This window comes from Symbioplanes lichenis, from assembly GCF_030709675.1.
Taxonomy (GTDB): domain Bacteria; phylum Actinomycetota; class Actinomycetes; order Mycobacteriales; family Micromonosporaceae; genus Actinoplanes; species Actinoplanes lichenis.
Genome location: NZ_JAUZQD010000027.1, coordinates 21,864 through 33,075, shown reverse-complemented (window position 1 = coordinate 33,075; position 11,212 = coordinate 21,864). Strand labels below are relative to the sequence as shown.

Annotated in this window: 9 protein-coding genes; 3 read left to right on the top strand and 6 right to left on the bottom strand. The window is 72.2% G+C overall.

Annotated elements, in window-relative coordinates:
• Position 1 precedes the first annotated feature (1 nt).
• The 3 genes from RAN62_RS39655 to RAN62_RS39645 all read right to left on the bottom strand — a co-directional run bounded on the left by RAN62_RS39655 (position 2) and on the right by RAN62_RS39645 (position 4,966).
• The gene (locus RAN62_RS39655) at positions 2-1,726 is read right to left on the bottom strand and encodes an ABC transporter family substrate-binding protein (RefSeq protein WP_305790044.1); all 1,725 of its coding nucleotides are present in this window, start codon (positions 1,724-1,726) and stop codon (positions 2-4) included.
• A 203-nt stretch (positions 1,727-1,929) separates the two neighbouring features.
• Positions 1,930-2,439, bottom strand: coding sequence for an acyl-CoA thioesterase (locus tag RAN62_RS39650; RefSeq protein WP_305790043.1), 510 nt, complete (start codon positions 2,437-2,439; stop codon positions 1,930-1,932).
• Positions 2,432-4,966, bottom strand: a complete 2,535-nt coding sequence (locus RAN62_RS39645; protein ID WP_305790042.1) for a tetratricopeptide repeat protein — start codon at positions 4,964-4,966, stop codon at positions 2,432-2,434. The genes RAN62_RS39650 and RAN62_RS39645 overlap by 8 nt, the downstream gene beginning before the upstream one ends.
• Before the next feature lie 314 nt (positions 4,967-5,280).
• Here RAN62_RS39645 and RAN62_RS39640 point away from each other — a divergent pair, with 314 nt between their 5' ends.
• Positions 5,281-6,291 carry a LacI family DNA-binding transcriptional regulator gene (locus RAN62_RS39640; RefSeq protein ID WP_305790041.1) on the top strand — a complete coding sequence of 337 codons (1,011 nt, stop codon included), beginning with the start codon at positions 5,281-5,283 and terminating at the stop codon, positions 6,289-6,291.
• On the opposite strand, the gene RAN62_RS39635 is transcribed toward RAN62_RS39640, so the two are convergent.
• Together RAN62_RS39635 and RAN62_RS39630 are read right to left on the bottom strand one after the other, a co-directional pair.
• A complete protein-coding gene (locus RAN62_RS39635; RefSeq protein ID WP_305790040.1) occupies positions 6,257-6,922 on the bottom strand; it encodes a M15 family metallopeptidase in 666 nt (221 codons plus the stop codon). The genes RAN62_RS39640 and RAN62_RS39635 overlap by 35 nt on opposite strands.
• A gap of 87 nt (positions 6,923-7,009) precedes the next feature.
• Positions 7,010-7,945 (bottom strand): NADP-dependent oxidoreductase, encoded by a 936-nt coding sequence (locus RAN62_RS39630; protein WP_305790039.1) that lies wholly within the window; start codon positions 7,943-7,945, stop codon positions 7,010-7,012.
• A gap of 91 nt (positions 7,946-8,036) precedes the next feature.
• On the opposite strand from RAN62_RS39630, the gene RAN62_RS39625 reads away from it, so the two are divergent.
• Both RAN62_RS39625 and RAN62_RS39620 read left to right on the top strand, forming a co-directional pair.
• Complete coding sequence (locus RAN62_RS39625) at positions 8,037-8,501, top strand: MarR family winged helix-turn-helix transcriptional regulator (protein WP_305790038.1); 465 nt, start codon at positions 8,037-8,039, stop codon at positions 8,499-8,501.
• A gap of 20 nt (positions 8,502-8,521) precedes the next feature.
• Positions 8,522-10,426 (top strand): acetoacetate--CoA ligase, encoded by a 1,905-nt coding sequence (locus tag RAN62_RS39620; protein ID WP_305790037.1) that lies wholly within the window; start codon positions 8,522-8,524, stop codon positions 10,424-10,426.
• Here RAN62_RS39620 and RAN62_RS39615 read toward each other — a convergent pair.
• Entirely contained in the window at positions 10,413-11,114 is a 702-nt protein-coding gene (locus tag RAN62_RS39615; RefSeq protein WP_305790036.1) for a TIGR03089 family protein, read from the bottom strand. The genes RAN62_RS39620 and RAN62_RS39615 overlap by 14 nt on opposite strands.
• Between the last annotated feature and the right edge of the window lie 98 nt (positions 11,115-11,212).

The following is an 11,212-nucleotide window of genomic DNA, read 5'->3' as shown; positions in this document are numbered from 1 at the left end:
GTCAGTTCGCCGTCGCCTTGAGACCCCACTCCTGCGTGTTGTACGTCGGGCCGGTGCTGGTGGCATTCGGCCTGATGTTCACGTACGCGTTCTGCGCCACCATGAAGTTGGGCCGCTGGAAGAGCGGCAGCACGTAGTAGTCCTGGGCCATCAGGGCATCGGCCTCGTTGAGCCGCGCGGCGCCCTTCGCCTCGTCGAGCCCCTCCTGAATGGCCTGCAACAGCACGGCGTCCGCCTTCTCGTTGACCCAGTGCCCATAGTTGGACTCGCTGTTCTTGCCCCACGTCTGCTGCGCGCCGGAGAAGAAGTACGGCGTCTGTACCCAGGCGAAGACGATCAGGTCGTAGTCGCCCTTGCTCGTGGTGTCGGACAGGTTCGCCGTGGTCTGAATGGCCAGCGGGATGCCGAGCTGCTTGAGCGACGCCTGCACCAGCTCCGACGTGGCGGCCCGGTTGACGTTGCCCTCGGTGTGCCGCATCCGCAGCGTCACCGGCTCACCGGCCGGGGTCTTGAGCGCCGTGCCGACTCCCGTGTATCCGGCGGCGGTGAGCACCTGCTTCGCCTTCTCGACGTCGCCCGCCCCGGCGCCGGTCGCGCTGACCACGTCCTTGTAGTGCGGGCTCTCCGGCACGAAGTTGTGGTTCTGGAGCGGCTTCGCGTCCTTCCAGAAGGTGCCGACCGTACGGTCGATGATGCCCTGCACGTTGATGGCCCGGAAGATGGCCTCGCGCAGCGCCTTGTCCTTGAGAAACTTGTTCTCGAGGTTGAGGTCGATGTGCTCCCACGAGAGCCCGCCGCTGATCCGGTAGTTGACGTCGGGCAGGTTCTGCACCTGCGTCACCATGTCGAGATTCGGCTGCGGGTCGCCCGCGTTGATCTCACTGTTCTGCAGGGCCGGCACGAACGACGACTGGTCCGTCACGACCTTGAACACGATCTTGTCCAGTGCCGGCTTGGCGCCCCACCACTTGGGGTTCGGCACCTCGACGAGCTCCTGCGCCTCGGCGTAGCTCTCGATCCGGAACGGCCCGCCCGACCACGTCGGCTGCGTCTTGCCGAACCACTCCCACGACTTGGCCAGGCCGGCGGGCGTACCGTCGTCGCCGTTCTGCTTCGCCAGATGCGCGGGATAGATGTCGCCGAAGAGCCCCTTCCAGTCCGGATAGACCTTGCCCGCCTGGAACGTCACGGTCACCGTCTTGCCGCTGTCCGCCCCCTTGACGTCCTGGATCAGGTCGTAGCCGGCGTTGCTCGACGACGCGCAGTCGGGGCAGTCCCGGGTGTTCCGCGTCCGGAACTGGTAGGCGAAATCGTCCGCGGTGATCGGCGTGCCGTCGCTCCAGACCGCTTCCGGCTTGAGCTTGTAGACCACGGTCTGCGGGCTGGTGCTCGCGAGCTTCGGCTCCTCGGCCATCAAGTCCTGATTGAGCAGCGGCTTGTAGTCCGGTCCGCCGTAGTAGACGGTCGGCAGCAGCGGCCGCATCATCACCGACGTGACGTAGTGGCCGCCGTCCGAGCTGACCGTGTTCCAGGTCGTGCGGTCCTGCTCCTCGTAGTAGACCAGGGTCCCGCCCGTTTTCGTCTCGCCCTTGTTGCAGTCGAAGGGGGAGCCGGAGCAGGACGCGAAGCCGAGCAGCTCGTCGTTCCCGTCGGACTCGCTCCCGCTGCAGGCGGTGAGTGCGAGCAGGGTGGCCGTCGCGATCACGGTCAGTCTGCGGATGGTCATGGTTCCCCTCCGGACGCCGGTGCGGAGTTGCAGTGTGAGCACATCCGACTGCAAAGAGTGCGGTCCGGAAAGATCATGGCATCGACTTGTGACTATCTCGTTACGCCATCTCCATCGATCAACTTCTTTCCGAGATCCATCCGGGCAGGCGGGCGTTGCCGGCCCAGCAACTCCGGCGCCGGCCCGGGCGTGCGGTTGACGGGTCAGCCGGCGGCGCGGGCGTCCTGGATCGCCTTGCGGCGGGCGAGGCGGTGTTCGCGGCGGATCAGGGCTTCGCGGAAGCGGCGTTCGTCCTCCGGCGTCTCCGGCTGCACCGGCGGCACATGGCGGGGGTGCCCGGACGCGTCGACGCCGACGAAGACGAGGTAGGCGGTGACCACGGTGAGGGCCTCGGAGCCGGCGGTGTCCCAGCGTTCCGAGGTCACCCGGACGCCGACCTCCATGGAGGTGGATCCGGCCCAGTTCACCTGCGCGTACGCGTGGACGAGGTCGCCCACCCGGACCGGCTCCAGGAAGACGATCTCGTCGATGGCCGCAGTGACGGCGGTGCCGCCGCTGTGCCGGGCCGCCGCGGCCCCGGCGACGTCGTCGACGAATTTCATCAGGTCACCGCCGTGGACGGTGCCGTAGAGGTTGACGTCGGTCGCGGTCATGATCCGGCTCAGGGTGACGCGCGAGTGGGAGGTGGGACGGCTGTCCGGCTGCTCACTCATGATCCTTACGGTAGAGAGTGTCCAGGATCGCCGTGATGCGGGCCGCCTCGGTCGAGCTCATCGAGGCCCAGAGCGCCCGCGCCCGCTCGTACTCCCGGCGCGCCTGGTCCGGGTCTGCCTGGGCGCGCCACGCGTGGCCCAGGCCCGTACGCGCGCGGGCCTGCTGCTCCGGATCGGTGACCCCGGGCTCGGCCGCGATCCCGTACGCCGCCGTGTGCTCCGCGATCGCGTCGGCGACCCGCCCGGCGACCAGCGCCGCCTCGCCCAGCCCGTTGTGCGCGCAGGCCTCGCCGTGCCGGTCTCCGAGCCGCCGGAAGATGGTCATCGCCTCCTGGTGGCGGGCGACGGCCCGGCCGGAGTCGCCGCGGCCGGTCCACAGCGTGCCGAGGAAGTCGAGCGTCGACGCCTCGAAGGCGGCGTTGCGCAGCTCGCGGTCGAGGTCCAGCGCCCGGTCCAAATGCCGTTCCGCCGCGTCGTAGCGGCCCAGCTTGACCTCGGCGCCGCCCAGATTGCTCAGCGCGACCGCCTCGCCGACCTTGTCGCCCTCCTCCTCGTGGAAGCGCAGGACCGCCTCGTAGAGCGGGACGGCCACCTCGTCGCGGCCGAGGCGGGACTCGAGGTTGGCCAGGTTGGTGCGGGCGCGGGCCTGGCCGGCGGCGTTGCCGGTGGTGCCGTGCAGGTTCATGGACTCGGTGAGGTGCCGGGCGGCGGTCTCGTAGCGGCCGAGGCGGGTCTCGGTGATGCCGACGGTGTTGAGGGTGCGGGCCTGGCCGGGGACGTCGCCGAGCACCTGGAAGATCTGCAGGGCGTGGCCGAGCCGGGCCAGCGCCGCCTCGTGCCGCCCGGTCAGCACCTCGGCGGTGGCCATGCCGGCGAGCGCGGTCGCCTGGCCGGCCAGGTCGCCCGTACGCTCGGCGGCCCGCGCCGCGCGCTCGTGCACGGTCATCGCCTCGAGGTGGTGCCCGCCGATCAGATAGCGGAAGAGCACGGCGCTGAACTGCACGGCGTGCGCGGGCAGACCGTTCTCCTCGGCGTGCACGGCCGCGGCGACGAGGTTGGTGCGTTCGTTGTCGAGCCAGGCGACGGGCTCGTCGAGGGCGGGCCGGGCCACGGGCGACGGGCTCACCTTGGGGCGGCGGCCGGCCTCCGCGGGGTCGAGCCGGTTCATGGCCTCGGCCGCGGTGGCCAGATAGAAGTCGAGCAGGCGGGTCACGGCCTCGCGACGTTCCGAGCGGCGGTCCTCATCGGCGGCCCGGGCGGCGGCGTAGGCGCGTACGAGGTCGTGCAGGGTGTACCGGCCGGGACCCGCGGGCTGCACCAGGTTGTTCGCCGCGAGCTCGGCCAGGCGTTCGGCCGCATGCTCCACAGTGGTCCCGCTCAGGGCGGCGGCCGCGTGCTCGCCGACATCCTGACCAGGGTGCAGGGCCAGCCCGCGGAGCAGCGCACGCTCCCCGTCCGGCAGTTCCCGGTACGACACGTCGAGCGCGAGCTCCACCCCGGTGTCCAGCCGCCCGGCGCCGTGCCGCTCCTCGAGCCAGTCGGCATGGTCGGTGAGCGTCCAGCCGCCCTTGGCGCGCATGTGCCCGGCGACCAGCGCGAGGGCCAGGGGCAGCTGACCGCAGAGCTGGGCGATCCGGGCCGTCGCGTCCGGGTCGTCGCCGGCCGGGATGCCGGGCATCGCCGCGTCGAGGAACCGGTGCGAGTCCGCCGGCCGGAACACGTCCACGTCGCAGTGCGTGGCCCCGGGCAGCTGCGGCAGCCGGCGACGACTGGTCACCAGCGTCACGCAGCCGGGCGCGCCGGGCAGCAACGGGCGGACCTGCTCCGCGCCGGCCGCGTTGTCGAGCACCACCAGCGTCCGGCTGCCCGCCAGACGGTCTCGCCACACGGCCGCGCGCTCGGCCAGCCCGTACGGGATCTGCTGGCCCGAGACCCCGAGCAGCCGCAGGAAGCCGTCGAGCACGGCGGCCGGATCAGCGGGCGGCTGCGCCGGGTCGGGGTGGAAGCCGCGCAGATCGACGAAGAACACGCGGTCCACCCGTTGCTCGCGGAGGAGCTCATGCCCCAGGTGGACGGCCAGCCGGGTCTTGCCCACGCCGGCCATCCCGACCAGGACCGGGATCCCGGCTTCCCGGGCGTACGCCAGCTCGGCCGCGCGGCCCGTGAAGCCGGGCAGATCCTCGGGCAGGCCGGCCTGGACGCGTACCTGGGCGGCAGCTCGGGTTTCGCCGTTGATCACCCGCAGCGCCTGCCGCCATTGCGTGACATAGCCGGTGTCGGGGTGCAGCGCGTGCACCACGGCGGCCACCAGCTCGCCGTCGAGGCGCCGGCGCCCCGCGCGGAAACAGTCGACGACGGTCGTCCGGCCGACCTGGTCGCTCGCCGGGCGCCCGGCGTTGACCCGGGCGGTGATGACCCCGTACGCGGGATCGCCGGCCCACACCTTCAGCGCCCGCAGGCCCGCGGCGAGCTCGTCCAAAGTGGTCGCCGGGCCGGGATCGGGCAGCGCCGAGGAAGTCACGGGCACGCTCCAGGTTTTCGGAACGATCGACACTACCGGTCGAAACCCTCCGGTGGGCACCCGTGCCGTCCGGCCTGCGGCGGGAGACCGCGTTCGGGATCGTTCGGGATTCCCCGTACGGGCTCCGCGCGGGCGCATCATCGAAAGCGACCGGACGGCCCATACGGGGGGTCGTCCTCGCCCGCGGCGGACCGGCCGGCGGTGCGCGGACGGCATGGGGCCGGATCAGGGACGGACTGCGGACCGTCCCCGCGGCGCCGGTCGTTTTCGGGGGAGACTTCCGGCGCCGCGTCCGACCTCTTCCCTCCGAGATCAGGACCATGACCACCACCAGAACGACGCTCGCCGAGATCGCCGCCGAGGCCGGAGTGGCGGTGTCGACCGTCTCCAAGGTGCTCAACGGGCACTCGGACGTGGCCGCCGCCACCCGGGTCCGGATCGAGCGCCTGCTGTCCCGGCGCGGCTACCGGCGCTCGCCCGTGGCGCGCCGCCCCGCCCGTACGGGCGTCATCGATCTGGTCGTCGACGAGCCGGACAGTCCCTGGGGTCTCGCCGTGCTGCCCGGCGTCGCCGAGGCGGCCGAGGAGTCGGGCCTCGGGGTGCTCGTCTCCGCCCGGCGCCCGGACATCCTGCTGCCCCGCGGCTCCCAGGGCGCCGTGCTGGCCGTCTCCGCCCTGACCGACCGGCAGCGCACCGGCCTCGACCGGCGCGCCATCCCGTTCGTCCTCGTCCACGGGGCCGGCCAGGCCCACCGCGACGCCCCCTCGATCGGCGCCACGGACTTCGCCGGCGGGTGCGCCGCCACGGAACACCTGATCGCCCTCGGCCACCGCCGCATCGGCATGATCGGCGGGCCCGACCGCCTCCCGCCCGCGCGCGCCCGCCGGGCCGGTCACGGGGCCGCCCTCGGCGCCGCCGGACTCCCCGCCGATCCCGAGCTGATCCGCACCGGCGACCTGACGCACGCCGGGGGCCTGGAAGCCGCCGCTGCCCTGCTCGCCCTGCCCGACCCGCCGACCGCCATCTTCGCCGCCGACGATCTGCAGGCGGGCGGCGTCTACGAGGCGGCCCGGCGGTCCGGGCGGACGATCCCCGGCGACCTGAGCGTCGTCGGCTTCGGCGATCTCCCGTACGCCCGGTGGCTCGCCCCGCCCCTGACCACCGTCCGGCAGCCGCTGCACGAGATGGGCGTGACGGCCACCCGTACGCTGCTGCGGCTCCTCAACGACGAACGCCTCGAGTCTCCGCGCGTCGAGCTGGCCACCGTCCTGGTGACCCGGGCGAGCACCGCGGCGGTCAGACGGGGAACTCGAAGTGCTGGTAGTCCTTGAGCGACTTCCAGTCGCCGCCCCAGGTGAACCCGTTGCTCGTGAAGGCCCGCCACACCTTGTCGCCGTGCCGGATCATCCCCGGGCGCAGGCGGGCGCGGTTCAGGAACTTCTTCCCGGCCGGCGGCTGCACGACCGATCCCTTGACGTACGGGTTCTGCACCGTGTTGATGTCGATGGCCTTGCCGTACGAGTGCACCGAGAACCCGCTCGTCGCCCCGGTGACCGGCCGGCAGTTGAACGCCGAGGTGTTGTTGGCGGCCATCGACGCGTCGTCGTCGGCGTCGAAGCGCTCCACGGGCAGCATCGACTTGATCGGGAAGCGGATCGCGTAAAGCTTGTGGAAGGCCGTCACCACCCGGCGCGCCACGCCCTTGTGGACGATCAGCTGACCCCCGTGGCGGACGCCGTCGAAGCCCCAGTAGGTCAGCCGCACCCGGCGCAGGTCCGAGATCGGCACCGGGCAGCCCCGGTGCCACGAGACGCCGGTCATAGCCTTCGCGGTCGCGGTGCCGATGGTCTCGATCGACGCCCGATAGCCGTCGGCGGCCGCGGCGGGCGCGGCGACGGCGACGGGGCCGAGCACCGCCCCGGCCACGGCCGACGCGATCGAGACAGAGAGAGAAAGACGCATTCCCTCACCCTGTCAGCCGGCGCAGGCGCCTCCCGTCGTTAAGGCCGGGCGTCACCTGACCGTGATCGCGGCCGGCCCGTGGACTTCTCAGGCGACGACGATGACCGTCTTGCCGGGCAGCTTGCTGGTGCTCGCTTCCTCGTGCACGGCCGGCAGGTCCGCGAGCGGCCGGCGGTCGGCGACGTGCAGCCGCAGCCGGCCGGCGTCGACGCGGGCCACGAGGTCGGCCAGGTGGGCGGCGTCGGGGCCGACCCAGACGCCGGCCGTGCGGACCGCTCGGGCCTCGTCGGCCGGCACCGGACCGGCGGAGCTGACGACGATGCCGCCGTCGGCCACGTAGGCGGTCAGCTTCGCGAGGTCGTCGGGCGCCAGCCGCACATGGTTGACCACCACGTCGAAGGGGCCGCCGACAGCCGCCGGGCCCGCGTCCAGATCCAGCGGGCCGACCACTCGCGCCGCGCCGTAACCGCTCAGCCGCTCGGTGTGCCGCGGGCCGTCGACGGCGGTGACCGTCGCCCCGGCGTCGGCGGCGAGCTGGACCACGATGCCGCCGACCGCGCCACCCGCGCCGTTGACCAGCACGGTCTGCCCGGCCTTGACGCCGGCGAGCTCGACGGCGGCCTGGCGCGCGGCCAGCCCGGCCAGGGGCAGCGCGGCGGCGTCGATCAGCGGAACGCTGCGGGGAGCGGCGGTCACCAGATCGGCCGCGACGACCGCGTACTCGGCGGCGCCGCCGTGCACGTCGAGCGGGACCATGGCGATGACCTCGTCGCCCTCCCGCAGGCCGCCGACCCCGTCGCCCAGCGCCGCGACCGTTCCGGCGATGTCGAGGCCGGGCGTGATCGGCAGCGGCGTCGGGATCATCTCGGCGAGCACGCCGAGCCGGATGTGGTCGTCGACGGGGTTGAACGAGGTGGCCGCGACCCGCAGCAGCACCTGGCCGGGGCCGGGCGCCGGCCGCTCGACCTCCTCCAGCCGCAGCACGTCGACGGGGCCGAACTCGTGGTATCGGAACGCCTTCACAGCACACCTCTCACTTGCCTGGGCAACTGAGAACGAGTGTTGCTGACTTGCCTGGGCAAGTCAACCGGGAAGATCGAGTAAGCTACGCGGCATGACCGAGTGGCTCGACGACGAGCAGCAGCAGCTGTGGCAGGACCTGCTCACCGTGGTCATCGGGCTGCCCGCGCTGCTCGACCGGCAGCTGCAGCGCGACGAGTCCATCTCCAACTTCGAGTACAGCGTGCTGGCCCGGCTCTCCATGACGGAGACGCACACCATGCGGCTCAGCGACCTGGCCGCGCAGACCACGAGCACGCTGCCGCGGCTGTCCAAGCTGATGGTCCGGTTCGAGCAGCACGGGTGGGTCACCCGGTTCCCCGACCCGGGGAATGGTCGCTACACGCTGGCGCGCCTGACCGCGAGCGGCCTGGAGAAGGTCGTGGAGTGCGCGCCGGCGCACGTCGAGCGGGTGCGGCAGCTGGTGTTCGACCCGCTGAGCGCCGCGCAGCAGCGAGCCCTCGCCGCCGCGCTCGCCCGCATCGCCGGCCCGGTGCGGGAGCAGCTGGACGGGCACTGAACAAGCGTTAAGGTGGCGGGATGACGGGCACAGTGCTGTGGACGCCGCCGGCCGACGTGATCGAGACCTCGCGGATGGGTCGCTTCCTCACCTGGGTGCGGGAGGAGCGCGGCGTCGACGTCCACGACTACGCCGGGCTGTGGGAATGGTCGGTCACCGATCTTGCCGGATTCTGGGGCGCCGTCTGGGACCATTTCGCCGTCGTCGCCCACGAGCAGCCGGCGAAGGTGCTCGGAGACGTGGCCATGCCCGGCGCGCAGTGGTTTCCGGGCGCCACGCTCAACTACGCCGAGAATGTCCTTCGCATGCCCGGGCTGGCCGACGACGATCCCGTTGTCGTGGCCCATTCGCAGACCCGCGCGCCGATCACCCTCACCGCCCGCGAGTTGCGTGAGGAAGTGCGGCGGGTCGCGGCGGGACTGCGCGGGCTGGGGGTGGTCGCGGGCGACCGGGTCGTCGCCTATGCGCCGAACATTCCGGAAACCTTCGTGCTGCTGCTGGCCACGGCGAGCATCGGCGCGATCTTCTCGTCCTGCGCGCCCGAGTTCGGCACGCGGAGCGTCATCGACCGGTGGTCGCAGATCGAGCCGGCGATCCTGGTGGCCGTCGACGGCTATCGCTACGGCGACAAGGAGATCGACCGCCGGGCCGAGGTGGCGGCCATCGCGGCGGCCCTGCCCAGCCTGCGCCACACCATCACGATCCCCTATCTGTACGACGAGGGCGGCTGGCCCGATCTGTCCGGCGACGGCGAGCTCACCTTCGCCGGGCTCCCGTTCGACCACCCGCTCTACGTGCTCTATTCGTCGGGCACGACCGGCCTGCCGAAACCGATCGTGCACGGCCACGGCGGCATTCTGCTCGAGCACCTGAAAATGCTCGCGCTGCACCACGATCTCGGGCCCGGCGACCGTTTCCTGTGGTTCACCACGACCGGCTGGATGATGTGGAACTTCCTCGTCTCCGCCCCGGCCGTCGGCGCCACCATAGTGCTTTTCGACGGCAACCCCGGGCACCCCGATCTGGGCGCGCTGTGGCGGCTCGCCGCCGACGCCGGGGTGACTTATTTCGGTACGTCCGCCCCGTTCATCCTCGCGTGCCGCAAAGCCGGAGTGCAGCCGCCGCCGACCGTCATCCGCGGCGTCGGATCGACCGGTGCGCCGCTGCCGCCGGAGGGCTTCCGCTGGATCTACGAAGTGCTCGGCGACCGCCCGCAGTTGCAATCGCTGTCCGGCGGTACCGACGTGTGCACCGGTTTCGTGGGCGGGACACTGCTGCTGCCCGTCGTCGAGGGCGTCATCTCGTGCCGGGCGCTGGGCGCGCGCGTCGAGGCGTACGACCCGGCGGGCCGGCCGCTGACCGGCGAGCTGGGCGAGCTCGTCGTCACAGCGCCGATGCCCAGCATGCCCGTCGGCTTCTGGAACGACCCGGACGGCCGCCGCTACTTCGAGGCCTACTTCGACGTCTTCCCCGGCGTCTGGCGGCACGGCGACTGGATCACGATCGGCGCGGACGGCACCTGCGTCATCACCGGCCGCTCCGACGCGACGCTCAACCGCGGCGGCGTACGGCTGGGGACCGCGGAGTTCTACTCGGTGGTGGAGGCGCTGCCCGAGGTCGCCGACTCGCTCGTGGTGCACCTGGACGAGCGCGACGACCTGCTGCTCTTCGTGGTGCTCGCCCCGGGCCACGTCCTCGACGACGCCCTGCGCGACCGGCTGCGGGCCGAGCTGCGGGCCGCGCTGTCGCCCCGGCACGTGCCCGACCAGATCCATCTCGTACGGGCGGTGCCCCGCACCTTGTCCGGCAAGAAACTCGAAGTCCCGGTCAAGCGGATCCTCACCGGGACACCCGTGGAGCTGGCCGCCGCGAAGGGCGCCCTGGCCAACCCCGAGTCGCTCGCGGACTTCGTCAGGTCAGCGTGACGGTGACCTTCTCGGTGGCGACGCGCTTCTCCACCGCGCTCGGGTCGAGGTGGGCGCAGAGCACGATGCTGGCCCCGGCGTAGAGCGGGGCGAGCAGCCAGTCGACCGGGTCGGGGTGGACGGCCGCGTCGATCAGGACCCGGCTGCCCGGGGTGATGCCCAGCTCCGCGGCACGCTCGGCGGCCGGGATGTCGCCGTGGGTGCGGTCGCCCAGCGCGAGGTCCGCGGCGGTCACCGGCTGAACCGGCGTGAAGTGGTCGCCGAACTGGCGGACCTCGACCGTGTAGTCGGCGAAGCCGGGCGGCAGCTCGCGCAGCGGCATGGCCAGCGGCAGGAGGCCGGTCGCGTAACGGTCGCCCGTGGTCTCGGCGGCGGCCTGCTCGAAGCCGGCCGGCGACGTGAAGAGGATGTCGCCCTTCGCGCCGGTCACCGCGAGGCCGGCGGACCAGGCGCCGAGCAGGATCGCGGCCGTCTGCCAGTGCGGCGGCAGCAGGACCACGGCCGTGTCGCCCGGGCCGAGCCCCGCGCCGTCGGCCAGCAGGTTGGCCGTCTTGGAGACCCAGTTGGCCAGCGTGGCGCCCGACAGCTCGGTGCGGTCGCCGGTCGCGTCGTCGTACCAGGTCAGCAACGGCACCGTCGGATCGCGGCGCACGGCGGCGGCGAGCGCGGCCGGAATGGTCTCAGTCATCGCCCGCGATCCTATCCAGTCACCCGGTCGAGGGTCGGGATGACGACAGAAGGGTGACACACAGTGAAACAGGCAGTGCGAACGTGGCGACTGCGTAA

What these genes read in the sequence shown, in the direction of transcription:
- RAN62_RS39640 (WP_305790041.1), top strand. Translation starts at nt 5,281, where the DNA reads ATGACCACCACCAGAACGACGCTCGCCGAGATCGCCGCCGAGGCCGGA.
- RAN62_RS39650 (WP_305790043.1), bottom strand. Translation starts at nt 2,439, where the DNA reads ATGAGTGAGCAGCCGGACAGCCGTCCCACCTCCCACTCGCGCGTCACC.
- RAN62_RS39625 (WP_305790038.1), top strand. Translation starts at nt 8,037, where the DNA reads ATGACCGAGTGGCTCGACGACGAGCAGCAGCAGCTGTGGCAGGACCTG.
- RAN62_RS39635 (WP_305790040.1), bottom strand. Translation starts at nt 6,922, where the DNA reads ATGCGTCTTTCTCTCTCTGTCTCGATCGCGTCGGCCGTGGCCGGGGCG.
- RAN62_RS39615 (WP_305790036.1), bottom strand. Translation starts at nt 11,114, where the DNA reads ATGACTGAGACCATTCCGGCCGCGCTCGCCGCCGCCGTGCGCCGCGAT.
- RAN62_RS39655 (WP_305790044.1), bottom strand. Translation starts at nt 1,726, where the DNA reads ATGACCATCCGCAGACTGACCGTGATCGCGACGGCCACCCTGCTCGCA.
- RAN62_RS39620 (WP_305790037.1), top strand. Translation starts at nt 8,522, where the DNA reads ATGACGGGCACAGTGCTGTGGACGCCGCCGGCCGACGTGATCGAGACC.